We start from the raw sequence: 23,477 nt of genomic DNA, 5'->3' as shown, positions 1-23,477 counted from the left end.
GCAGATGCGTGTCGGGTCCGGAGGGAGGGTCGGGCCGCGCGGCCGACGACGACCGCGCGACCCGAGCTGAGGGGCCGCTCCGTCAGCCCTCGCCCGCGGCCGCGGCGAGAGCAGTCAGAGCCTGGGTGAAGCACTGCTCGGGCGGGGTCACGAGACCCGCGCCGACCTGGCCCGTGCCCGCGACGCGACCGGCCATGCCGGTGTTGATCTGCGGCAGGATGCCGGTCCGCGCGACGGAGGCCACGTCGATGCCGGTCGGCGTGCCACGGAACTCGAGGATCGGCACCTGGTAGGCCGTGTGCTCGCCGACGGTGATCTCGTACATCGTCTGCGTGGCCCGCAGCGCGAACGGCACGTCGCCCCCGACGAACTTCACGATCGCCGGCGCGGCGGCCATCGCGAAGCCGCCGATGCCGGCCGTCTCGGTGATCGCCGAGTCGCCGATGTCGGGGTTCGCGTCGTCCGGGCCGTAGGACCCGAGGAAGAGGCCCTCGGGCGTGTTGGCCGGACCCGTGAACCACGCGTCGCCGGTCCCCGACACGCGGATGCCGAAGTCGGTGCCGTTGCGCGCCATCGTCGTCACCACCGAGGATCCCGGGATGCCATGGGCGGCAAGGGTGCTCAGCTTGCAGGCCGGCATACCGAGGTTGAGGAAGAAGTGCTCGTTGGCACCGGAGAAACGCACGGCCTCCGCGATGTCGGTCGACGACGCGTCGGCCGTGATCATCGTCGGGAGCAGCTCGCGCAGGAGCATGAGCGATCCGGCGCGGTTGCGGTTGTGGCCCTCATCGCCCATCTGGAGCATCTGGGCGATGATCGCCTTGACGTCGATCGGGCCCTGCTGCTCGACCCGGGTGCGCACGGCCTGCTGGAGGATCGGGCCGAGCACGGAGTTCATCCACCGCAGCCGGTCGATGACCTCGGGACCGTAGGCGCCGTAGCGCAGGACCTTGCCGAGCCCCTCGTTGAGCGAGCACCACGACGTGTTGTCGTGCACCTCGTCGCGCAGCTCGTAGACCCACATCGACGGGCTGATGACGCCGGCCATCGGGCCGACGGCGTCGCGGTGGTGGCACGGCTCCAGCGTGATGCCGTCGCCCTTCTCGAGCTTCGCCTCGGCCTCCTCGGCCGTGTCGGCGAGCCCCTCGAAGAGCATCGCGCCGATGAGCGCACCCTTGAGCGGCCCTGAGGCGCGGGCGAACTCGATGGGTGGCCCCGCGTGAAGGAAGGTGCCCCGCTCGAGCCCGAGCACCTCGTGGGCCGGACGGACGTCGACGAGGTCGGCACCTGCCGCGGTCATCCGGCGCAGTGCCTCGGCGTTGGCGGCGTCGCGGCGGGGGTCGGCCAGGACCCGACCGAGCTCGGCCGCCGTTCCCGCCATCGGCGGCTGCCACGAGGCCTCGGTCACCGAGACCGCCTGCGCCCGAAGGGCATCCGAGAAGAGCGAAACCCCGGCCGCTGCGACCGTGACGTCCGCTGCGAGCAGTCCGTGGAGCGGCTCGGCACCGACGTCGGTGGCCGTCCCGGCAACGGGGGCGTATGCCGTGTCGCCCGTCGCGCTCTCCGGTGCCGTCACGTCGTGGCCGAGCAGCTGCAGGGCGCGGCGCGTGGCTGCGGAGTTGGAGAGGAGGACGTCGGCGCCGGCGTCCGCGAGAGCCTGCGCCGACCGGTCGAGCCCCTGCGGGTCGGAGGTGGTGCCGGTGACCGAGACGACGACGGGCAGCTCACGACCGCTCGCGGCGGCGGTCTCGCGGGCAGCACGGACGGCGGCAGCGAGCTCCGGAGCGGGGTCCGCGTGCGCGCCGTGGCCGAGCACGAGATCGAGGAGGAGCACGCCGCACGTCGGGTCGGCTGCCTCGACGGCGATGCGGTCGAGGCGCAGTGACGGGTCGATCATGGGGTGGGCGCGCCCGCGGGTCATCGTGTCGTCGCCGAAGTCGATGACGACGTGGCCCGGGTCGCGCAGGTCGGCTCCCAGTGCGAGCTCTGGCCGCAGCGGGATGTTGGAGCGGATGTCGCCGAGCACCGGACCCGCGACGAGCATCGCCTCGTCGGCGAGGGTGCCGCCGCAGAAGAGACCGCGCAGCGACCCGGAGGACGTCGTGGCCGATCGGTCGCCCGCGGCTTCCCACGTCGGCCAGACCGGCACGTCCGCGCCGACGGCGGTCAGCACCGACTCGACGGCCGCCGTGAGGTCCGGCCGCCCGGCCCCGAGCGTGGCCCAGTGGACCGGCTTGCCCAGCCCGGCGGCATACGCCTCCAGGTCGGCGAGCACCTCGGGAGCGGGAGGCTTGGAGACGACGACGAGCGACGTCGTCTCCGGGTCGGCGGCGAGCGCGGCGAGCGCCTGCTTCGTCGAGCGGGCGGCGACGGCGGACGACAGGTCGCGGCCACCGACGCCGAGGCAGTGGCTGATGCCGACACCTGCGGCGTCCAGGAGGCACATGACCTGCTGGGCGCCCGTGCCGGATGCCGCGACGAGGCCGACGGAGCCGGGTCGCACGACGTTGGCGAAGCCGAGGGCGACGCCACCGACGACGGCCGTGCCGCAGTCGGGTCCCATGACGAGGACGTCGGCAGCGGCAGCGGCGTCCTTGAGCCGCACCTCGTCCTCGACCGGGACGTTGTCGGAGAAGACCATGACCGACACCCCGGCGCGGACGGCGTCGAGCGCCTCGGTGACGGCGTGCTCCCCCGGTACCGAGACGAGCGCGAGGTCGGCGCCCGAGAGGCGGATCGCACCGCCGAGCGTGCGGGCCGTCGGCGCCTCGCCGAAGCCGGCGGACGCGCCTGCGGCAGAACGGCTCTGGGTGAGTGCGGACTCCAGCGCAGCCTGCCCGGCAGCGATGGCGGCCTCGTCACCGCGGATGGCGACGACGAGGTCGTTGGGCGCCGAGTCGGGCACGTCGAAGCCCATGCCGCGGATGACCTCGAGGTTGAGCTCGGTCGCCATCGCGACCTGCGCGGCCTCGACGCCGGGAGCGGCGGCGACGGTGCGCGAGACCTGCATGAGGGTCACGGAGTCGAAGTAGGCGCCGGTTCTCAGCTCGACGTGGTCAGCCACGGTGGAGTCCTTCCTGGGATTCGGGTCTTGGGGCAGGTCGGGGTTCGGGGCGGGGGACGGAATCGAGTGCGTCGACGGCGCGCAGCGCACCGCTGACTCCCGACAGGAGGTCGCGGCCGGAGGTGTGCCCGATGGCGAGCACCCGGTCGACGAGGTCGCTGAGGTCGCTTGCCTCCCGCGGGTCAACCAACAGGCTCGACGGTGCACCTGCCCGGCTCAGTCCCGGTGTGGCGCCGGCCGACCTGTTGGTTGACCCGGGCCCGGAGACCAGACGGGTCACGAGGCGCGCGACGTCCGGGACGGCATACCCCGCCCCCGCGGCGACGAGGAGCGCGGCCGACAGGCTCGTCGTCCACGGCAGCACCGAGCGGACGGCGGTGCGCACCGCCGACAGGGCGCGCCGGGCCGGCGGAGCATCGACCGCGGCCAGGGTGAGCAGGACGCCGCAGAGCGCGTCGTCGCCGCTCGGGGTCAGGCCGCGCCCGACGCCGACGAGTCCGCGGACCCCCTTGTCGGTCGAGCGGCCGGCGAGGGCCGCCGCGGTGAGGTCGTGGGCGAGGTCGCCGAGGACTCCGGGCTCGGGGAGCCAGCCGTCACCAGCGGATCCGCGCGGCGCGGGACGCACTCGCGCCGGCCGGAGCAGCCGGGCCGCGACGACGTCGGCGCGGGGCAGGCGCACCCGCCCCTCCCCGACGACGACGTGGGCGCCGGGCTCGACACCCCAGCGGATCTCGGACGACGGCATCGCGAGGCGGACGCCGATGGGCAGTGCGACGGCGTCGGAGGCGAGCACGGCGAGGACCCGCTCGTGGGCGCCGAGATCGAGGTAGAGGCACGTCGGGAAGGCGCCGAGCACGCGGCAGCGCCGCGGGGTTCCGGCCACCTCGCCCGCCACGAGAGGCGACACCGCAGCCGGCAGCAGCGTCAGGTCGAGGTCGTCCATCCCCGCGCGCACCTCCGTCGTGAGACCGCTGCCGTCCGTGCCGTCCAGGCCCGGACCGGCTCCGTGGCGCTCCGCCTGCCGCGGACCGCTGACGTGACGCTATCGACGGTGGGTAGGGTGCGCTCATGGTGAAAGTTGCCAACGATCCGCCCCTGCCCGAGGGTGACTTGCCAGCCGCGGGGCGCTCCGGCGAGCCCGAGCCCGAGGTGTCCGGCATCTCGCTCCGGCTCATCGCCGGTCTCGCCGCGGCGGCGCACGGCGTCGTCCGGGCCGAGGCCGCACGCCTCGACGTCAGCGTCGACAGCACGACGCCGCTCCGGTCCGCCCTGGGCGACAACGCCCCGGCCCGGCTGACCCACCGGCTCGTGCTCGCCGACGCGGCGGCCCTCGCGGAGCAGGACGGTGACGCAGCGTCGCTCGCCGCCACGGTCGCCGCCCTCGACACCGCCGGAGCCGCAGGGCTCGTCGTCTCCGGGCTGTCGGGCAAGCGACTCGCCGCCCTCGTCAAGGCCGCCGAGTCGTCGGGCCTGCCGCTCATCGACGTCCCGCTCGACCACATCGCGACCTTCACGACCGACGTGCTGAGCGCCATGCTCGAGCACCAGACCGCGATCCTGCGCCGGCTCGAGGACGCCGACCGGGCCCTCGTGCAGATCGTCCTCGCCGGCGGCTCGCTCGACGACCTCTGCGAGCAGGTGGTCGGCTTCCTCGACGGCGCCGTGATGGTCACGACGACCGACGGCCGCGTCATCGCCCGCGCCGGTTCGCAGCGCGAGCTCGACCACGCGCTGTCCCTCGAGTGCTTCGACCGCACGGGACGTCTGCTCACCGAGGCCGAGCCGATGGGCCCCCGCCCCGAGGGCCCGACCGCCAACCGCTCCGCCGTACGCATCGTCGCCGGCCACCTCGACCACGGCGTCCTCATGGCGTTCTGCAGCCACCGGCACCTGACGGTCGACGACGTGCGGCTGCTCGAGCGAGCCGCGACGGTCGCCGCCCTCGCCATCACCAAGGACCAGGCCGTCTCGGCGGTCGAGAGCAAGTACCGCGCCGAGTTCCTCCGCGACGCTCTCGCCGGACGTGCCGGCTCCCCCGTCGATGCCGTCGCCCACGCCAGCTCGCTCGGCTGGGACATCGACCGGCCCATGGTCGTCGTCGTGGCCGAGACCGACGAGGACGACGACCGTTCGACCCGCGACGCCGACGAGGTGCGCTTCCTGCAGCAGCGCTTCGCCCGTGCCTGGACGCACGCCGTGGCGGTGCGCGACTCCCGTTCTCCCGTCATGGGATTCAGCCGCGAGGTGGTCGCCCTCATCGGCGTCCCCTCCGGCGCCGAGACCGAGCAGGTCATGCGGATCGTCGGCGAGTACGTCCGGGTCGTGCGGGGCGACGGCGGTGGTGGTCGACGCAGCTTCTCGGCCGGAGTCTCGCGGCCCATCACCTCGGTCGCCGGCCTGCCCCAGGCATACGACGAGGCGCTCTCGGCCGTCACCGTCGGCCGCCAGATGCACGGCGACGGCGCCACGACCCACGTCGACGGCCTCGGCATCTACCGCCTGCTCGCGCTCATCCCCGACGGCGCCGACCTGCGCCGCTTCGTCACCGAGTCGCTGCGCGAGCTGGCCACCGACGACTCACCGGAGTACGCCGGCCTCCGCCAGACCCTGAGCATCCTCATCGACACGAACATGAACGTCGCCGAGACCGCGCGCCTGCTCTTCTTCCACTACAACACGCTGCGTTACCGCATCGGCAAGCTCGAGAAGATCCTCGGCCCGTTCACGACCGACGCCGACCTGCGCCTCACCCTCGCCCTTGCGCTCAAGATCCACCAGATGCGCGGCATCTGACCGTCACACCCCCTTGCGTATGCCGTGTCGCGCGGTTCGTGGAACACGGCACCCCGCGGGGTGTGAGCTTCCACGGCGGGAGCAGGCGGACCGCCGGGAACGGGGGTGACGGCATACGTCATCTCCTGCCAGAGGGGCTCCGTCGGCGTGTATCAACGTTTGACGAACGCAGTCCCCTGTCGTGGGAGTAGTTTTCGGCCATCCCGGAGTGGGACGTGACCCCCATCACCTCATGGGGCAACCATAGGAGTCGGAATGGCTTTGGGCTTGGGCTGGAAACTGCACGGGGACGGCAAGACGATGGGCCCCGACGACGTCGTGGCCCCTGACGAACGACTGGCGTGGGGCAGGACGGTCGGTCTGGGTGCGCAGCACGTCGTAGCGATGTTCGGGGCGACCTTCGTCTTCCCGCTGGTCATGGGTCTCAACGCCCAGCTCGCGATCATGATGAGCGGCATCGCGACGATCTGCTTCCTGCTCATCGTCAAGGGGAAGGTCCCGAGCTACCTCGGCACGTCGGCGAGCTTCGTCGGTGCGGTGGCGGCCATCCGCGCCCAGGGCGGCACCTCCGCCGACGTGACGGGCGCGATCCTCGTCGCCGGCGTCGTGCTCGCACTCGTCGGTGTGGCGATCCACTTCGCCGGGTCCGCGGTGCTGCACAAGGTGCTGCCGCCGGTCGTGACGGGCGCCGTCGTCATGCTCATCGGCTTCAACCTCGCGCCGGTCGTCGCCAGCATCTACTGGCCCCAGGACCAGTGGGTCGCGCTGCTCGTCATGGCGTTCACGATCATCTGCGCGGTCGCCTTCAAGGGCTTCGCGTCGCGCATCGCGGTCTTCCTCGCCCTGATCTTCGGCTACATCATCTCGTGGATCTTCGACAAGGTGTTCGGCCAGATCACGTCCTTCGACGCCGGCGCCGGCAAGGTCACGACGCACTTCCGCACGAACTTCGACAACCTCGCGAGCCAGCCCTGGTTCGGCCTCCCGCCGACGTCGACGACCGGCGCCGACGGCAAGGAGATCGTCGGCATCCACGCGCCGTCGTTCTCGGTCGCCGCGATCCTGCTCGTCCTCCCGGCCGTCATCGCGCTCATCGCGGAGAACACCGGCCACGTCAAGGCCGTCGCCGAGATGACGAAGTCGAACCTCGACCCCTACATGGGTCGCGCCATCGCCGCGGACGGCATCGGCACCGTCATCGCCAGCTCGGTCGGTGGCTCGCCGACGACGACGTATGCCGAGAACATCGGCGTCATGGCGGCCACCCGCGTCTACTCGACGGCGGCCTACTACGTTGCCGCGGTCGTCGCGATCATCTTCGGCCTCTCGCCGAAGTTCGGCGCGCTCGTGGCCTCTGTGCCGGGCGGCGTGCTCGGCGGTATCACCGTCGTGCTCTACGGCATGATCGGCCTGCTCGGCGCGAAGATCTGGAAGGAGAACGGGGTCGACTTCGGCAACCCGATCAACCTCGTGCCCATCGCGGCCGGCATCATCATCGGCATCGGCGGCGTCTCGCTCGTCTTCACGTCGGACTTCACGCTCGGTGGCATCGCGCTCGGCACGATCGTGACCATCGTGGCCTACCACGCGGCCCGCGCCCTCGCCCCGACAGACCTGCGTGAGCGAGCCGACGCCGCGAGCGGCACGATGATCTCGCTCGGCGAACGGGAAGGGGACTACGGCGACGCCGACGGCATCGACGACCTCTACCAGGACCGCCCGGGCGGACCGGACCTGCGGCGCCACTGAGGCATCACGCACCACCGGCCTGTGGGCTCCCGATCTCGGATCGGGGGCCCACGGCCCGTTCAGGGCAGAAGTTGCCAAAAGCCCACGAGCAGCGATGCACAACCATCACTAGTCCCCACCGGGGGTCGGAAGGCAGGATCAGTTCGGTGAAGCCCGCCCCCTTCGAGCACCACGCACCGCTCACCGTCGAGCAGGCCGTCTCCGTCCTCACCGAGGTCGGGCACGACGGCAAGGTCCTCGCGGGCGGCCAGAGTCTCATCCCCATCCTCAACATGCGCCTGGCCTCTCCGGCGCACCTCGTCGACATCAACCGCGTCGCCGGCCTCGACACCGTCGAGGTGACACCCGAGGCCGTACGCGTCGGCGCCCTCGTGCGCCACGCTGGGCTCGAGCGCTCCGCGGAGGCGTATGCCGCCCTCCCCCTCCTGCGCCAGGCGCTCGTCAACGTCGCCCACCCGGCCATCCGCAACCGCGGCACGACGGTCGGCTCCATCGCCCACGCCGACGCGGCCGGTGAGATGCCCGCGATCCTCGCCCTGACCGACGGGGTCGTCGAGGTGGCGGGCCCGTCCGGGACGCGTGAGATCGCGTGGTCCGACTTCTTCCTCGGCGCCCTCGAGACGTCGCTCGCGGCCGAGGAGCTCGCCGTCGCGGTGCGCTTCGGCCGCTTCCCGGCCGGCACCGGCACGGCCTTCACCGAGGCGGCCCGACGTCACGGCGACTACGCCATGGCCGGCGTCGGGGTGGCCCTGACGGTCGCCGACGGCGTCGTCTCCGGCGCCCGCGCCTCGTTCGTCTCCGTCACCGACGTGCCCTCGGTCCTCGACCTCGGACCGGCCCTCGACGGGGTCGAGCCGGGCTCGGGCGCGTGGGACGCGGCGCTCGACACCGCCGCCGAGGCGGTGCGTGGACACGTCGACCCGGAGGGCGACATCCACGCGAGCGCCGACTACCGCCGCATGCTCGTCACCGAGCTGACCCGTCGGGTCCTCCCCCAGGCCGCCGACCGCGCCCGACGCCCCGCACCGAACGCTGCGTTCGGTCGCGAAAGCGCTGTTAGACCACTGAGTTCGCGACCGAACGCTGCGTTCGGTGAGGAAAGGGGAGGACGATGACCGACCTCGGACCCGATGTTGCCGGCATCACGGAGCGGCTCCACGACGTCACGGTCTCCGTGAACGGCGTACGTCGCTCCGCCGCCGTGCCCGCCCGCCGGCTGCTCTCGGACTTCCTGCGCCACGACCTCGAGCTGACCGGCACCCACGTCGGCTGCGAGCACGGCGTCTGCGGCGCCTGCACCGTCCTCGTCGACGGCCAGCCGATGCGCTCGTGCCTCATGTTCGCCGTCACGGCGCAGGACCACGCGATCACGACCGTCGAGGGCCTCTGCTCGGCGCCCGACGCGCGCGTCGCCCCGACCGGCGAGTCGATGAACCCGGTCCAGCAGGCCTTCGCCGAGTGCCACGGGCTCCAGTGCGGCTTCTGCACCCCGGGTTTCCTCACGACCGTCACGGCCTACCTCGAGGAGAACCCCTCACCGACGAGCGAGCAAGCACGAGAGGCGATCTCGGGCAACCTCTGCCGCTGCACCGGCTACCAGAACATCGTCAAGAGCGTCCTGCGCGCCGCCGAGATCAAGGTCGAGCGGGCGGAGGAGCAGGCATGACGACGCAGATGTTCGGCGCGCCGATCAGGCGCAAGGAGGACCCTCGCCTCGTCACCGGCGGCGGCCGCTACCTCGACGACCTCGGCCACGACGCCCTCGCCGCCGCCTTCGTCCGCAGCCCGCACGCCCACGCCCGCATCGTCGACATCGACGCCTCCGAGGCGATCGAGGTCGAGGGCGTCGTCGGCATCTACGTCCACGAGGACCTCCCGGGCCGGGTCGGTGAGCCGTTGCCCCTGCTCATCCCGCACCCGACGCTGACCCACGGCCGCACCGGCTACGCCCTGGCCAAGGACGAGGTCAACCACGTCGGCGAGCCGATCGTCATGGTGGTCGCCACCGACCGCTACGTCGCCGAGGACGCCTGCCAGCGCATCCGCGTCACCTACGACCAGCTGCCCGTCGTCGTCGGCATCGAGGCCGCCCGCTCCGGCGAGCTGCTCGTGCACGACGACGTGCCCGACAACGTCGCGGCCCACATGCTCCAGGAGGTCGGCGACGTCGACGCCGCGATGGCCGCCGCCCCGCACACCCTGACGCTCGACCTCGACATCGAGCGCAGCGCGTGCATGCCCATGGAGGGCAAGGGCGTCTACGCCCGCTGGGACCGCGACCGCGGCGAGCTGCGGATGTACTCCTCGACCCAGACCTCGACCGGCGTGCGCGCCGCTGTCGCCGCCAAGCTCGACCTGCCGCTCGCGAAGGTCGAGTGCATCGCCCCCGACGTCGGCGGCGGCTTCGGCGTCAAGATCGTCCACCCGTGGCCCGAGGAGGTCCTCGTCCCGTGGGCCGCGATCCTCCTCGGCCGCCCGGTCAAGTGGGCCGAGGACCGGCGCGAGCACTTCATCAGCGCGGCGCACGAGCGCGGCCAGCTCCAGCGGGTCACCGTCGGCTTCGACGACGAGGGCCACCTGCTCGCCCTCGACGTCAAGCTCTGGCACGACAACGGCGCCTACACCCCCTACGGGATCATCGTCCCGATCATCACGTCGACCCAGCTGCTCGGTCCCTACAAGCCGGGGACCTACCGCTGCGAGTTCTGGTCGCTCTACACGAACACCGTTCTCGTGACGCCCTACCGGGGCGCCGGCCGGCCGCAGGGATGCTTCGCGATGGAGCGCACGATGGACGCCATCGCCGACGAGCTCGGCCTCGACCGCGCCGAGGTGCGCTCGCGCAACTTCATCCTCCCGGCCGAGATGCCGTGGGACCACGGCCTGCTCTTCCAGGACGGACGCCCGCTCAAGTACGACTCTGGCGACTTCCCGGCCAGCCTCGCCAAGCTCAAGGACCTCGTCGGCTGGGACGACTTCGCCGACTACCGCCGCGAAGCCGAGGCCGAAGGCCGCAAGGTCGGGCTCGGCATCGGCTGCTACGTCGAGGGCACCGGCGTCGGTCCCTACGAGGGGGGCCACATCCAGATCGAGACGAGCGGCCGGGTCAACGTCTCGACGGGCCTGACGTCGCAGGGCCAGGGGCACGAGACCGTCTTCGCCCAGATCGTCGCTCAGGAGCTCGGCGTGCGCATGGAGGACGTCTACGTCACCACCGGCGACACCCGCAAGATGGCGTATGCCGTGGGCACCTTCGCGTCGCGCGCCGCGGTCATGAGCGGCAGCGCCATCGCCCTCGCCGCTCGCAACGTGCGGGCCAAGGCGCTGCGCATCGCCGCCGACGCCCTCGAGGTGTCGCCCGAGGACCTCGAGATCGTCGAGGGCACGGTGCGGGTCAAGGGTGCTCCGGCGACGTCGATGAGCCTCGGCACGGTGTCGGTGCTCTCCAACCCGCTCCGCTACGCGTTCGACGAGGCGGCCAAGGCCGCGACGCAGTTCGCCGGCACCTTCGACCCCGACAAGCCCCCCGTGGCCGACGACGAGGAGCCGGGCCTCGAGGGCAAGGACTTCTACTCCCCCACCCAGGCGACCTTCGCCAACGGCATGCACGCGGCCATCGTCGAGACCGACCCGGTCACCGCCGAGATCAAGATCCTGCGCTACTGCGTCATCCACGACTGCGGCACGATGATCAACCCGATGATCGTCGAGGGCCAGGTCCACGGCGGCGTGGCGCAGGGCGTCGGCGGCGCGCTGTACGAGCGGATGGCCTACGACGAGTCGGGGCAGCTGCTCAACGCGAGCTTCATGGACTTCCTCATGCCCTACGCGTCCGAGGTGCCGACCATCGAGGCCGACCACCTCGAGACCCCGTCGCCGCTGAACCCCTTGGGCATCAAGGGCGCCGGCGAGGCGGGCTGCATCCCCGTGTCGGCCGTCATCGCGTCGGCCATCGAGGACGCCGAGGGCTTCCCGATCACCCGGATGCCGATCTCGCCCTACGACCTCTGGGAGCTGCGCCGCCGCCACGCGGACGGCGAGATCCCGTCCCTGCACCGCACGACCCGCACGACGCACCCGTCATCGAAGGAGCCGACCGCATGAAGATCACCGGATCCGCCACCCTCGCGGCCGACCCGCAGCAGGTGTGGGACGCCTTCCACGACCCGGCCGTGCTCGCGCGCTGCCTGCCGGGCTGCGAGCGCCTCACCGAGCTCGCCCCCGACCACTACGCCATGACCGTGACGGCGGGTGTCGCCGCCATCAAGGGCACCTACGACGGCGAGGTGTCCCTGCGCGACCCGCAGCACCCCGGCTCCTTCACCATGAAGGCCTCGGGTGCGGGCGCGCCCGGGACCGTCGACGCCGACGTCGTCGTGCGGCTCGCACCGTCGAGCGCCGGTGGCACCGACCTGACCTACGACGCGGACGCGTCCGTGGGTGGCGTCATCGGCGGCGTCGGCCAGCGGATGCTCGCCGGCGTCACGAAGAAGATGGCGGGCCAGTTCTTCTCGGCCGTCGACGCCGACATCTCGGGCGTCCGCCCCGCCACCCCGAGCGCCCCCGCGGCCCTCACGCCGACCGCGGCACCCGGCATACCTGCTGGCGCTGCGGCGCCCGGCACCCCGGTGTCGTATGCCGGTCGGCCGGCTCCCACGGGGTCGTTCGCCGGGCGCGAGTACGCCCTCGGCGTCGTCACCGGCGGGGCCGTCGCTCTCGTCGGTGTCCTCCTCGGCTGGGCGATCGGTCGGAGGAACTGACGATGCGTGCCTTCACCGCCGCGGCCGTCCAGGTCGCCCCCGTCCCGGCCCCCCTCAGCGCCGAGACCATCCGGGCCAACCTCGACGCGTGCGTCGACATGACGCGGCAGTGTGTCGCAGCCACCGGGGCCGAGCTCGTCGTGCTCCCGGAGACCGCGACGACGGGCTTCACCCCGGGCTGCTCCAAGGAGGAGCTCTGGGACCTCGTCACCGAGCTGCCCGGACCGATGGTCGAGCCGATCCAGGCCGTGGCCCGTGAGCTCGGCGTGCACGTCTGCGTCGGCACCTACGAGCGCGGGCCCGAGCGTGGCGTCGTCTACAACTCCTCGGTGCTCGTCGGCCCCTCGGGTGAGGTCCTGGGGATCTACCGCAAGACGCACCCGTTCTGCTCCGAGATCGTCAGCGGCGGCGGCTGGGTCACGCCGGGCGACACCGTGACGGTGTGCGACACCGAGCTCGGCCGCATCGGCATGATCATCTGCTTCGACGGCGACTACCCCGAGCTCTCGCGCATCCAGGCGGTCCAGGGGGCCGAGGTGATCTGTCGGCCGTCGGCACTGCTGCGCTCCGCCGACATCTGGGACCTCACGTCGCGCGCGCGTGCCTACGACAACCACGTCTACGTCATCGGGGCCAACGCCGTCGGTGCCGACCCCGCGGGTGTGCTCTACTTCGGCAACTCGCACATCGTGACGCCGATCGGCCACATCGTCGCCAAGGCTGCGACGCACCCGGGCTGGGTCTCGGCCCGGCTCGACCCGGCCGACGCGCTCTCGTCGCTGACCCCGGGGTCCAACGTCGGGCAGGCGTTCGACCACCTGCGCGACCGCAACCTCGACCTCATCCGCAACCACCGGGCCGAGCTCGAGGGCGTCGCCGAGACGTCGTTCCCGCACGCCCCGATCCACCGCGGCGACGCCGGCTGACCTCCGGCGGCGACCCGGCGCCGATCCGGCGCCGACCCGGCGCCGACCCGGCGGCGACGAACCGACGACCGTTGGTACGCGCCGTCGGGGCTCAGTCCTCCGGGGGCAGCACGATCGCCCGTGGGGTCGACGTGGGCTCATGACCCCGGCCTGCGTTGGACGTCCAGTCGTAGACGACGGACGTGCGCAGCAGGATGTCCGGTAGCGACCGGTTCTCGCGGCTGACGACGACCCAGAAGAGGACGATCGGGAACATGACGCACGCCGCGGCACGCAGGAAGGCCCGTGCGAGACCGATCGTGCGCCCGCCGTCGTCGACGACCCGAAGGCCGAGCAGGCGGTTGCCGAAGGTGCGGCCCGTCGTGGCCCACGCGACGGTGAGGTATGCCGTGAGCAGCCCGAGCACGAGCAGGAGCAGTCGCAGGCCGCCGGGGTCGGGGAAGTGGAAGGACTGCGGACCGAGCAGGAAGATCGTGCCCGCCCACGCGGCATACATGAGGGCGACGCCGAGGAGGGCGACGACGAGGTCGACGGCTCCGGCGGCCACCCGCGTGACGATGCCGGCGCGGTGCCCCTGGACCGAACGGGCCGGGCCGGGCAGGACGATCCGGGACACCGGGTCCCGGCCGGGGCGCGACGGTGACGTCATGGCGCCGCGCCGTTCATCCGGCTGACCCGGGGATCACGGGTCGGGTGGCGATCTCGGTGGCAGGGACGCCCGGACCCGGCGCCCTCGGCCTGCGCCGGAGCATCCGGTCGACGACGTGCGCGACGCGCTCGTCGGCCCCGACGCCCTGCCAGCGCACCTCGCGCATGCCCTCTGAGGCCATGGCCCCGGACGAGCTCTGGATGATGCCGGGGAGGTCGATCTCCTCGACGACGTACTCGGCGAGGCCGATGAGATCGAGTCTGCCCACGACGGCGTCGAGGTCCAGCCGCTGCGCGACGGCGTTGACGTCGACCCGGTCCAGGATCGCGTCGAGGTCGATGCGGGCGGCGATGGCGTCGATGTCGACCCGGCCGACGATCGCGTCGATGTCCACACCCGAGACGGCGCGGTCGAGGTCCACCCGGGCGACGATCCCGTCGATGTCGAGCCGCTCGATGACCGCCCCGATGTCGACCCTGGACACCGCCCGGTCGAGGTCCACCCTGGCGACGATCCCGTCGATGTCGAGCCGCTCGACGATGGCGTCGACGTCGACCCGGGAGACGATCGCGTCGATGTCGACCCGAGAGACGATCGCGTCGATGTCGACCCGGGAGACGGCACGGTCGAGGTCCACGGTGCTCACGACCGCGTCGAGGTCGACGTGGTCGACGACGATGTCGGTGAGGTCCACGACGTCGAGCACGGCCTCGACGACGGCCGCGGCCACCCGCTGGGCCGTCACCTCGACGCGTCGACCCAGCTCGCCCCGTCGCGAGTGCCCACGACGGAGCAGCTCCTGCGACCAGTCCGCACGCCGAAGCTTGGAGCCCAGGTCGGTCAGGGCCGCGGTCAGCGGAGCCTTGACGACGGCCGTGACCAGTGTCGGTGGCCGGATCGCCTCGACGACGCGGCCAGCGGTCTCGACCCCGACCGCGGCCAGACCGAGCACCAGCTCGGCGAGGTCCGAGGCCGTCAGCGGCTCGTAGCGCACGACGGTCTCGTCCGTCCCGCCTGCCGTGGTCTCGTCCATGCCTCGTCCTCACACCTCGGTGCGCCGTGACCCGCGCGGCCGGCGCCGTTGACTCGTTCCGTGTCCAGCATGCGTCCGACGGCCCGCCACCGGCATCACCCCCGACGAGTGAAGGGCCGGCGCCCCGGTCCCCAGCAGCGGTGGCTCAGGGCTGGGGCGAGCGGAGTCGAGCGGCTCGGGCGGCGAGGTGCCGACGCTCCGCCTCGTTCGTCGCGGTCGCCGCCGCGCGGTCGAGCAGGTCGGCAGCCGGGCCCGCGTCGCCCGCCATCTCGAGCAGCTGGCCGCGCACCGCGAGCCAGCGGTGCGTCGTGCCGAGCCGGTCCTCGACCTCGTCGACGACGGCGAGGGCAGCCTCCGGGCCCTGCGCCATGGCCACCGCCACGGCCCGGTTGAGCGTGACCACCGGGTTGCCGGTGACCTGCTCGAGCAGCCCGTAGAGCGAGAGGATCTCGTCCCAGTCGGTGTCCGCGGCGGTCGGCGCCCGGTCGTGGACCGCGGCGATCGCAGCCTGCAGCTGGTACTCCCCGACGGCCCCGAGCGCCATGGCCCGGCCGAGCCGGTCGAGCCCCTCGGCCACGAGCGAGACGTCCCACCTCGAGCGGTCCTGGTCGGGCAACGGCACGAGCGCTCCCGAGGCGTCGCTGCGCGCCGGGGTGCGCGCCTCGAGCAGCAGCATGAGCGACAGCAGGCCCAGGGCCTCGGGGTGGTCGGGAGACCCGTCGACGAGCATCCGCGTCAGCCGGATCGCCTCGCGGGACAGTGAGGTCCGCTGCAGCGTGTCGCCGTGGGTGCTCGCGTAGCCCTCGTTGAAGACGAGGTAGAGGACGTGGAGCACGGAGCGGGCACGCTCCTCGCGGTCAGCACCGGACGGCATACGAAAGCCTGCGCCGGAGGCGCGGATCGTGGCCTTGGCGCGGCTGATCCGCTGTGCCATCGTCGCCTCCGGCACGAGGAAGGCCTGGGCGATCTCGGCGGTCGTGAGGCCGCCGACGGCGCGCAGCGTCAGCGCGATCGCCGAGGCCGGGGTCAGCGACGGGTGGCAGCAGAGGAAGAGGACCGTGAGGCTGTCGTCGTGGTCGACGGCGTCGTGTGCCGGGACCTCCCAGGCGATGACGCGCGCCTCGCGCTCGCGCCGGGCCGCGTCACTGCGCCACAGGTCCACGAGCCGCCGCGAGGCGGTCGTGACGAGCCAGGCACGCGGCTCGTCCGGAAGCCCGTCGACGGGCCAGCGCCGGGCTGCGACGAGCAGTGCCTCCTGGACGGCGTCCTCGGCGGAGTCGAAGTCGCCGAACCGGCGGCTGACGATGCCGACGACCTGCGGCGCGAGCGTGCGCAGCAGGTCGTCGACGGCGGGTGCAGAGGTCAGCGGGTGCCGCCCGCGGTGCGCAGGAAGGCGTCCATCTCGTCGGTGTTCGCGGGCGCCTCCTCCATGACCTGGCGCACGTGGATCGGCTGCCGGGTGGGCACGCCACCGCGCCCCGGCACCGCCGACATGAGCGACGCGATCTCGAGGGCGCGCTCCTCCGAGTCGACCTCGACGACCTGGAAGCCGGCGAGCCACTCCTTGAACTCCTGGAACGGTCCGTCGGTGACGACCGGCGCCGCGCCGTCGGACCGGACGATCTTGGCGAGGTCGGGGCCCGTGAGGATCGTCGACGAGACGAGCTCGCCGTTGGCCTCGAGCTCGCCGACGAGCCGCTCGTAGTAGTCGAGGTGGGCCTGGACCTCCGCCGGGGTCCAGTCGGACATCGGGGCCGGGTCGTCGCCGGCCTGGAAGTCCACGCCGATGAGGTACTTCGCCATGTCTCACTCGCTCCTTCGTCGTGTCGTGCCAGCGTGGCACGCTCACCCGGGGGACGGAGCGGAGGCCTCGCTCTCGACATCGACGCGGCCGTCAGCCGGTTCTGGCGAGGGTTGGGCGAAGGGTTGGGCGAGGGTTGGCGCGGAACCGGGCAGGTGTTGGCAGCATGTGCCAACGCCCCGGGAGGCGTCCCGCCGGTTGAATCCTCACCATGACAGCAGGCACCTCCGCACGCCGCCGGATCCGCATCGGCATCGACACCGGTGGCACGTTCACCGACGTCGTCGCGCTCGACGAGGACTCGGGCGAGCTCGTCACGACGAAGACGCCCTCGACGCCGAGCAACCCTGCCGACGGCTTCCTCGCCGGCGTCCGCAAGGTCCTCGACCTCATGGAGGCGAGCGGTGACGACATCAGCGCCGTCTCGCACGGCACGACCGTCGCGACGAACAAGCTCCTCGAGGGCAAGGTCGAGGCGCTCGGCTTCATCACGACGGAGGGTTACGAGTTCATCCTCGAGATCGCCCGCCAGGCGGTCCCCGACGGCTACGGCAACTCCTACTTCTGGGTCAAGCCCGCCCGCATCGTGCCGGCCGACTACGTCAAGACGGTCGGGGGCCGCTTCGACTTCGAGGGCAACGAGATCCGCCCGTTCGACGAGGAGCGCGCCGTCACGGTCGCCCGCTGGTTCAAGGAGCGCGGCATCACGACGATCGGCGTGTGCTTCCTGCACTCCTACGCCGACGACAGCCACGAGCTCGCGATGCGTGAGGTGCTCCGTCGCGAGCACCCGGACGCCGTCGTGTCGATCAGCTCGGAGGTGCTGCGCGAGTACCGCGAGTACGAGCGGTCGATGACGACCCTCGTCGACGCCGCGGTCAAGCCCAACGTGTCTCGCTACGTCGCGAACATCCACCACCGGCTCGACGAGTTCGTCGGCAGCACCGAGAAGCTGCCCTTCTACATCATGAAGTCCAACGGCGGCGTGCTCTCCGCCGACGAGGTCGTGCACCAGCCGATCACGACGGTCCTCTCGGGTCCGGCCGCCGGGGCGCTCGGCGCCGGCCTCATCGCCGGTCGAGCCGGCTTCGACAAGGTCCTCACGTGCGACGGCGGTGGCACCTCGACCGACGTGTCCGTCGTCCTCGCGGGCGAGCCGACCCTGACGACCGAGGGCACGGTCGGTGCCTACCCGAGCAAGATCCCGATGATCGACGTCGTCACCGTCGGGGCGGGCGGCGGCTCCATCGCGTGGATCTCCCCCGAGGGCTCGCTCAAGGTCGGCCCGCAGTCCGCGGGCGCCGACCCCGGCCCCCTCTGCTACGCCAAGGGCGGCACCGAGCCGACGATCACCGACGCCCACGTGACGCTCGGACGCATCCCCCCGCACCTGCTCGGCGGCGAGATCCCCCTCGACGTCGAGTCGGCCCGCACCGGCGTCGCCGCACTCGCGGACCGCCTGGGCCTCGACTTCGAGCGCTGCGCGACCGGCATCCTCGAGATCTCCGCGTGGAACCAGGCCAACGCGCTGCGCCAGGTTTCGGTCAAGCGCGGTCTCGACGTGCGCGACTTCATGCTCGCGACGTTCGGTGGCTCGGGATCGCTGCTCGCGTGCCGCCTCGTCGACATCCTCGGCCTCGCCGGCGTCGTCGTCCCGCAGAACCCCGGCAACGTCTCCGCCTTCGGCCTGCTCACCGTCGACGTCAAGAACGACTACGTCCAGACGTCCGTCGCGCGCCACCACGCGCTCGACCACGCCGCCGTGCAGAAGACCTTCGACGACCTCACCGCGAAGGCCGCGAGCGCCCTCGACGGCGAGGGCTTCGCGCGCGAGAGCCACCGCTACACGCGCACCGTCGACCTGCGCTACTTCGGCCAGGCCTACGAGGTCCGTGTCGCCGCGCCCGAGGGAGAGGTCGACGAGGCGTATGCCGCGGGCGTCGCCTCGCGCTTCCACGACGAGCACCGGGCGCTCTACGGCTACGACTTCCGGAACGACCCGACGCAGCAGGTCGAGTGGGTCAACCTCCGCGTCACGGGTGTCGGCCCGATCACGCGCCCGGAGCTGCGTGACCTCGCGCCGTCGGAGGGCGCGGCCGACGTCCGCGAGCGGGCCCACCGCAGCGTGCGCCCGGTCTGCTTCGACGCCGACGCCGGCTACGTCGACACGGACGTCTGGTGGCGACCCGACCTGCTCGCCGGCGACACGGTCGAGGGCCCAGCGGTCATCGAGGAGTTCGGATCGACGGTCCCGGTGCACCCCGGCTTCGTCGTCCGTGTCGACACGCTCGGCAACCTCGTCATCACCCGGTCCACCGCCGCGCCGACGACCACCTCGACGACCACCCCGGAGGCCTGACATGTGCTTCTCCTGCCAGACCGCGGCCACCCGGCTCGCCCCTGTCGACGCCGCCACCGGGTCGCAGCACCCCGACGTCTCGGCCGCCCCAGACGGCGCGGCGGTGAACCCTGCGGGGCTCCCCACGGCATACGAGCACGGCAACCGCCTGACGCCCGAGGGCACGACGGTCGACCCGATCCTCGTCGAGATCGTCGAGGGCACGCTCGCGAGCGTCGAGATGGAGGTCGAGACGGCCATTGCCCGCACGTCACGCTCCCCCATGATCCGCGACGCCCACGACTTCCGCGCCGGCATCCACGATCGCCAGCTGCGCAAGCTGACGGGTCGCTCGTACAGCGCGCTCGTGCACCCGATCGCGCGCGACTTCCCGCTCGACGAGATGAGCGAGGGCGACGTCTTCTTCCACAACGACGTCTACGAGTCGGAGGGCGGCATCGGCCACCTCCCGGACCTCTGCGTCACCGTGCCGGTCTTCTCCGGCGGAGAGGTCGTCGCGTTCGTCCAGGCGTTCGGCCACCACGACGACATCGGTGGCGCCGTCCCCGGCTCGATGCCGAGCAACGCCCAGACGGTCTTCGAGGAGGGCCTCTCGGTCCCGCCGATCAAGCTGTGGGACAAGGGAGTTCCGAACCAGGCGGCGCTGCGCATCATGACGCGCAACAGCCGCATGCCCGACAGCCTCGCTGCGGACCTCGACGCCGAGTGCTCGGCCTGCCTCATGGGCGCCCGTCGCCTCGGGGAGCTCTTCGAACGCTACGGCCGGGACACGATCGAGGCCGCCTTCGACGCGATCCTCGACAAGACGACGGAGACCTACCGCCGCGAGATCCTCAGCAAGATCCCCGACGGCACGTACGTCTGGGAGGACTACGCCGAGCACGACGGCGTCGACGAGCCGAAGCTGCACACGCAGCGGATCACCCTGACCAAGCAGTCGACCGGCGGCCCCGGCCCCGGTGACGGTGGCCCCAAGCTGATCATCGACTTCACCGGCACCGCGCCGCAGGCCAAGGGCCCGATCAACCACTGCGGCGACTACGTCGGCGGCAACTTCCTCAAGAAGTGGCTCGCGCCCATCCTGCGCAACCTCGCCGACACCCCCGAGCGGATGGCCGAGCTCGACGTCAACGAGGGCATCGTGCCGCTCATCGAGATGAAGTTCCCCGAGAAGGGCACGCTCCTCACGCCGATCTACCCCGCGCCGACGAACGCCCGCACCTTCGTCATCCTGCGCCTGCTCGGCGTCCTCGCCGGCGTCGTCGCCAAGGCCGTCGACGGCAAGATGCCCGCCGACCAGGAGACGATCCGCTACACCGGCGTCTACGGCAAGGACCGCGACGGCAACGACTACCTCATGCGTGAGGTGCTCGGTGGCGGCTCCGGTGGGCGCTACTACGCCGACGGCGAGGACACGATCCACGTCGTGCCCGACAGCCGCAACCTGCCGACCGAGTTCACCGAGAGCCGGTTCCCGTTCATCGTCGAGCGGCTCGGCCTCGCCGTCGACTCCGGCGGCGCCGGGCGGCACCGCGGTGGCCTCGGCTACGAGAAGCACATCCGGATGCTCAAGGACGCCCACTTCATGTCGATCGCCGACCGGTCGATCCTCGCCTGCTGGGGCGTCAAGGGCGGCAAGGCCGGTCGTCCCTTCGAGGTCACCGTCGACGTGGGCGGTCCGGAGGAGCGCACCGTCGACGCCCTCGCCGACGCCGAGGTCGTCAAGGCCGGCCAGGTCATCCGCATCCGGACCACGGGTGGCGGCGGCTGGGGCGACCCGCTCGACCGGCCCTACGCCGAGGTGGAGCGCGACCTGCGCTGGGGCAAGGTCTCCTTCGAGGGCGCGCGCCGCGACTTCGGCGTCGTCGCCACCGGCGACCTCGACGAGCCCGTCATCGACGCCGCCGCCTCGGATGCCTTGCGCGAGCAGCTGCGCGGCGACCGCGCGGCCGAGCAGCCCTTCTTCGACCGCGGCCCCGGCTACGCGACGCTCGCCGCGGGACAGACTGCGGCGGATGTCGACTGGGTCTGACCGTGACGACGGTCCTCGTGATCGGCGCGGCCGGCAAGACCGGCCGCGCCGTCACGCGCTCCCTCACGTCACACGGCGTCACCGTGCGCGCTGCCGTGCGATCGCCGGAGCGGGCCGAGACAGCGTATGCCGCTGGGGCCCGGTCGATCTCGGTCGTTGACCTCGGCTCCGGGCTCGGTCTCGACGACGCCTTCGACGGGGTCGACGGCGTCTATCACCTGGCGCCCAACGTCCACCCCGACGAGGTCGCCATCGCCGACCGCGTCGCCGGTGCTGCAGTTCGGGCCGGCGTGGCCCGATTCGTGTTCCACTCGGTGCTGCACCCGCACGACCCGTCGATGCCGCACCATCTGCGCAAGGCGGAGGCCGAGAAGGTCGTGCGCACCCACCTGCGGGGGGCCACGGTGCTCCGCCCGGCGGCATACCACCAGAACCTCCTCGACGCGGCCCACGCCGGCCGGCTCGCGGCCCCCTACTCGCTCGACACCCCGTTCACGAACGTCGACCTCGACGACGTGGCCGAGGTCGCTGCGACGGTGCTGGCCCGCCCCGGGCATGAGGGCGTCACCTACGACCTCGCCGGGCCCGAGGTGCTCTCGGTGCGGGAGCAGGCGCACGTCGCCGCCGACGTGCTCGGGCACCCCGTCGAGGCCGTCCGCGTGGAGCTCGCGGAGTGGGTGGCCGGGCCCGGCGCCTCGCTCACGCCCCAGGCGCGCGACGACCTGCTGGCGATGTTCGCCTCCTACGACCGCGGCGGTCTCGTGGGCGAGGCCGCTCCCCTGCGCCGGTTGCTCGGCCGCGAGCCGCGCTCGTGGGCCGACGTCCTCACGCACACCTGACCGTCGCCGGACCGTCCGCCGCTCAGTCGATGTCGCGTTCCTCGATGGTCTGTCGCACGGTGTTGGTCGGGGTCGTCGCGCCGCTGGGGCGCTCCTCGCGGGTGATGATGCGCTTGCGGCGGGTGCCCTTGCTCCCGTGCCAGATGAGCGCCGCGCCCGCGATCATGAGGATGACGCCGACGATGGGCAGGCTGATGACGGACGTGTTGGCCCGCACCGCGAAGGTCAGGATGGCCCCCACGACGGCGAGCAGGACTCCGACTCCCACGGTCCCCCACCTCTCGGTTCGGTCGGCGGCGCCCCGGACGGCGCCCCCTCGGACATTATGTTCCTCGTACCCGCCCGACCGGTATGCCGGGCGTGGTTCGTGACGGCGCCCACCCGCCGGCTCGGCACGGTCGCGCGCTGCACCCGACGGCATACATCTGCCAATGTCGGGGGTCGCGTTGGGCAGGAGGTGACAACGCGCCCGCTCGGCTGCCCTCCATAGGCTCACGCCATGACGACCGAGGACGCGCCGTGAGGGTGCTCGTGGCGCTGGGCGGCAACGCCATGACCGGGCCCGACGGCAGCGCGACGCCCCAGGCCCAGCTCGACGCCATCGCCGTCGCGAGCCACCACCTCGCCGAGCTCGTCGCCGCCGGCCACGAGGTCGTCATCACGCACGGCAACGGGCCCCAGGTCGGCAACCTCCTCGTCAAGAACGAGCTCGCCGCGCACGTCGTGCCGCCGGTCCCGCTCGACTGGTGCGGCGCCCAGACGCAGGGGACGATCGGCTTCACGCTGCTCGACACCCTCGAGGCCGCCCTCGCCGCCCGTCACGTCGAGCGACCGGTCGCCGCGATCATCACGCGCACCCTCGTCGACGCCGACGACCCCGGCTTCACCCACCCGACGAAGCCGATCGGGCGCTTCCTGCCCCGCGAGCAGGCCCAGACGCTCATCGACCACGGCGAGCGCTGGGAGGACCGCGGCGAGAAGGGCTGGCGTCGCGTCGTCGCCTCCCCCGAGCCGGTCGAGGTCCTCGAGACGCACACGCTCCACACGCTCCTCGCCGCTGGTTACGTCGTCGTCACGGCCGGAGGCGGCGGTATCCCCGTCGTCCGCGGCAGTGACGGCGCCATGCACGGCGTCGAGGCCGTCATCGACAAGGACCTCACGGCCGCCCTGCTCGCCCGGGCCGTCCACGCCGACGCGCTCGTCATCGCGACCGACGTCGCCCACGCCGTCGCCGGCTGGGGCACGCCGGAGGCCCACGACATCGGCCGGGTCACGCTCGCCGAGATGGAGGCGTATGCCGCCGCCGGCCACTTCGCGTCGGGCTCGATGGGCCCGAAGGTCGAGGCCGCCCTGCGCTTCGTCCGCTCCGGCGGTTCGCGCTCGATCATCACAGCACTCGACCAGCTCGCCACCGCCGTCGACGGCCACGTCGGCACCGTCATCGAAAACCCTGAAAGAGAAAGGTGATTCAC

At 72.2% G+C, this 23,477-nt stretch carries 18 protein-coding genes; 11 read left to right on the top strand and 7 right to left on the bottom strand.

Annotated features, from left to right (window positions below):
• Nucleotides 1-82: 82 nt before the first annotated feature.
• Nucleotides 83-3,064, bottom strand: a complete 2,982-nt coding sequence (locus ASH01_RS16800; RefSeq protein WP_056778395.1) for a DUF1116 domain-containing protein — start codon at nucleotides 3,062-3,064, stop codon at nucleotides 83-85.
• Nucleotides 3,057-4,007 (bottom strand): oxamate carbamoyltransferase subunit AllH family protein, encoded by a 951-nt coding sequence (locus tag ASH01_RS16795; RefSeq protein ID WP_056778391.1) that lies wholly within the window; start codon nucleotides 4,005-4,007, stop codon nucleotides 3,057-3,059. The genes ASH01_RS16800 and ASH01_RS16795 overlap by 8 nt, the downstream gene beginning before the upstream one ends.
• 125 nt (nucleotides 4,008-4,132) lie before the next feature.
• Here ASH01_RS16795 and ASH01_RS16790 point away from each other — a divergent pair, with 125 nt between their 5' ends.
• From ASH01_RS16790 to ASH01_RS16760, 7 genes are all read left to right on the top strand, one after another.
• Nucleotides 4,133-5,857, top strand: coding sequence for a helix-turn-helix domain-containing protein (locus ASH01_RS16790; protein ID WP_235509641.1), 1,725 nt, complete (start codon nucleotides 4,133-4,135; stop codon nucleotides 5,855-5,857).
• Between the two features lie 255 nt (nucleotides 5,858-6,112).
• Nucleotides 6,113-7,606, top strand: a complete 1,494-nt coding sequence (locus tag ASH01_RS16785; protein ID WP_082619925.1) for a uracil-xanthine permease family protein — start codon at nucleotides 6,113-6,115, stop codon at nucleotides 7,604-7,606.
• 146 nt (nucleotides 7,607-7,752) lie between these two features.
• The gene (locus tag ASH01_RS16780; RefSeq protein WP_056778384.1) at nucleotides 7,753-8,721 is read left to right on the top strand and encodes an FAD binding domain-containing protein; all 969 of its coding nucleotides are present in this window, start codon (nucleotides 7,753-7,755) and stop codon (nucleotides 8,719-8,721) included.
• Nucleotides 8,718-9,272 (top strand): (2Fe-2S)-binding protein, encoded by a 555-nt coding sequence (locus tag ASH01_RS16775; RefSeq protein ID WP_056778380.1) that lies wholly within the window; start codon nucleotides 8,718-8,720, stop codon nucleotides 9,270-9,272. The genes ASH01_RS16780 and ASH01_RS16775 overlap by 4 nt, the downstream gene beginning before the upstream one ends.
• Nucleotides 9,269-11,710, top strand: a complete 2,442-nt coding sequence (gene cutA, locus ASH01_RS16770; protein ID WP_056778377.1) for an aerobic carbon-monoxide dehydrogenase large subunit — start codon at nucleotides 9,269-9,271, stop codon at nucleotides 11,708-11,710. The genes ASH01_RS16775 and cutA overlap by 4 nt, the downstream gene beginning before the upstream one ends.
• A complete protein-coding gene (locus tag ASH01_RS16765) occupies nucleotides 11,707-12,366 on the top strand; it encodes an SRPBCC family protein (RefSeq protein ID WP_056778374.1) in 660 nt (219 codons plus the stop codon). The genes cutA and ASH01_RS16765 overlap by 4 nt, the downstream gene beginning before the upstream one ends.
• 2 nt (nucleotides 12,367-12,368) lie before the next feature.
• Nucleotides 12,369-13,292, top strand: coding sequence for a carbon-nitrogen hydrolase family protein (locus tag ASH01_RS16760; protein ID WP_056778372.1), 924 nt, complete (start codon nucleotides 12,369-12,371; stop codon nucleotides 13,290-13,292).
• A 91-nt stretch (nucleotides 13,293-13,383) separates the two neighbouring features.
• Here ASH01_RS16760 and ASH01_RS16755 read toward each other — a convergent pair whose 3' ends face one another.
• The 4 genes from ASH01_RS16755 to ASH01_RS16740 form a co-directional block, all read right to left on the bottom strand.
• Complete coding sequence (locus tag ASH01_RS16755) at nucleotides 13,384-13,941, bottom strand: RDD family protein (protein WP_082619924.1); 558 nt, start codon at nucleotides 13,939-13,941, stop codon at nucleotides 13,384-13,386.
• A 13-nt stretch (nucleotides 13,942-13,954) separates the two neighbouring features.
• Entirely contained in the window at nucleotides 13,955-14,974 is a 1,020-nt protein-coding gene (locus ASH01_RS16750; protein WP_056778369.1) for a hypothetical protein, read from the bottom strand.
• 145 nt (nucleotides 14,975-15,119) lie between these two features.
• A complete protein-coding gene (locus tag ASH01_RS16745) occupies nucleotides 15,120-16,313 on the bottom strand; it encodes an RNA polymerase sigma factor (RefSeq protein ID WP_327191925.1) in 1,194 nt (397 codons plus the stop codon).
• Between the two features lie 23 nt (nucleotides 16,314-16,336).
• Entirely contained in the window at nucleotides 16,337-16,777 is a 441-nt protein-coding gene (locus tag ASH01_RS16740; RefSeq protein WP_056778367.1) for a YciI family protein, read from the bottom strand.
• Nucleotides 16,778-16,986: 209 nt separating this feature from the next.
• Between ASH01_RS16740 and ASH01_RS16735 the strand changes: the two genes are divergently transcribed.
• The 3 genes from ASH01_RS16735 to ASH01_RS16725 are packed head-to-tail and all read left to right on the top strand — an operon-like array spanning nucleotide 16,987 to nucleotide 22,005.
• A complete protein-coding gene (locus ASH01_RS16735; RefSeq protein ID WP_056778365.1) occupies nucleotides 16,987-19,134 on the top strand; it encodes a hydantoinase/oxoprolinase family protein in 2,148 nt (715 codons plus the stop codon).
• Between the two features lies 1 nt (nucleotide 19,135).
• The gene (locus tag ASH01_RS16730) at nucleotides 19,136-21,166 is read left to right on the top strand and encodes a hydantoinase B/oxoprolinase family protein (protein ID WP_200961811.1); all 2,031 of its coding nucleotides are present in this window, start codon (nucleotides 19,136-19,138) and stop codon (nucleotides 21,164-21,166) included.
• Between the two features lie 2 nt (nucleotides 21,167-21,168).
• Nucleotides 21,169-22,005, top strand: coding sequence for an SDR family oxidoreductase (locus tag ASH01_RS16725; protein ID WP_056778363.1), 837 nt, complete (start codon nucleotides 21,169-21,171; stop codon nucleotides 22,003-22,005).
• A gap of 22 nt (nucleotides 22,006-22,027) precedes the next feature.
• Here the strand turns inward: ASH01_RS16725 and ASH01_RS16720 are convergent, their stop codons facing one another.
• Nucleotides 22,028-22,273, bottom strand: coding sequence for a hypothetical protein (locus ASH01_RS16720; RefSeq protein WP_056778362.1), 246 nt, complete (start codon nucleotides 22,271-22,273; stop codon nucleotides 22,028-22,030).
• A gap of 251 nt (nucleotides 22,274-22,524) precedes the next feature.
• Between ASH01_RS16720 and ASH01_RS16715 the strand changes: the two genes are divergently transcribed.
• Nucleotides 22,525-23,472: a carbamate kinase gene (locus tag ASH01_RS16715; protein WP_056778361.1), complete on the top strand. Its 948-nt coding sequence runs from the start codon at nucleotides 22,525-22,527 to the stop codon at nucleotides 23,470-23,472.
• Nucleotides 23,473-23,477: the final 5 nt, after the last annotated feature.

It is taken from the genome of Terrabacter sp. Soil811, assembly GCF_001429655.1.
Lineage (GTDB): Bacteria > Actinomycetota > Actinomycetes > Actinomycetales > Dermatophilaceae > Terrabacter.
The sequence above is the reverse complement of the archived record's forward strand: the minus strand, read 5'-3'. Positions and strand labels throughout refer to the sequence as shown.

Excerpts from the sequence above, each read along its gene's own strand:
- ASH01_RS16795 (WP_056778391.1), bottom strand. The coding sequence starts at position 4,007 with ATGGACGACCTCGACCTGACGCTGCTGCCGGCTGCGGTGTCGCCTCTC.
- ASH01_RS16790 (WP_235509641.1), top strand. The coding sequence starts at position 4,133 with ATGGTGAAAGTTGCCAACGATCCGCCCCTGCCCGAGGGTGACTTGCCA.
- ASH01_RS16785 (WP_082619925.1), top strand. The coding sequence starts at position 6,113 with ATGGCTTTGGGCTTGGGCTGGAAACTGCACGGGGACGGCAAGACGATG.
- ASH01_RS16775 (WP_056778380.1), top strand. The coding sequence starts at position 8,718 with ATGACCGACCTCGGACCCGATGTTGCCGGCATCACGGAGCGGCTCCAC.
- cutA (WP_056778377.1), top strand. The coding sequence starts at position 9,269 with ATGACGACGCAGATGTTCGGCGCGCCGATCAGGCGCAAGGAGGACCCT.
- ASH01_RS16765 (WP_056778374.1), top strand. The coding sequence starts at position 11,707 with ATGAAGATCACCGGATCCGCCACCCTCGCGGCCGACCCGCAGCAGGTG.
- ASH01_RS16760 (WP_056778372.1), top strand. The coding sequence starts at position 12,369 with ATGCGTGCCTTCACCGCCGCGGCCGTCCAGGTCGCCCCCGTCCCGGCC.
- ASH01_RS16755 (WP_082619924.1), bottom strand. The coding sequence starts at position 13,941 with ATGACGTCACCGTCGCGCCCCGGCCGGGACCCGGTGTCCCGGATCGTC.
- ASH01_RS16750 (WP_056778369.1), bottom strand. The coding sequence starts at position 14,974 with ATGGACGAGACCACGGCAGGCGGGACGGACGAGACCGTCGTGCGCTAC.
- ASH01_RS16740 (WP_056778367.1), bottom strand. The coding sequence starts at position 16,777 with ATGGCGAAGTACCTCATCGGCGTGGACTTCCAGGCCGGCGACGACCCG.
- ASH01_RS16735 (WP_056778365.1), top strand. The coding sequence starts at position 16,987 with ATGACAGCAGGCACCTCCGCACGCCGCCGGATCCGCATCGGCATCGAC.
- ASH01_RS16730 (WP_200961811.1), top strand. The coding sequence starts at position 19,136 with ATGTGCTTCTCCTGCCAGACCGCGGCCACCCGGCTCGCCCCTGTCGAC.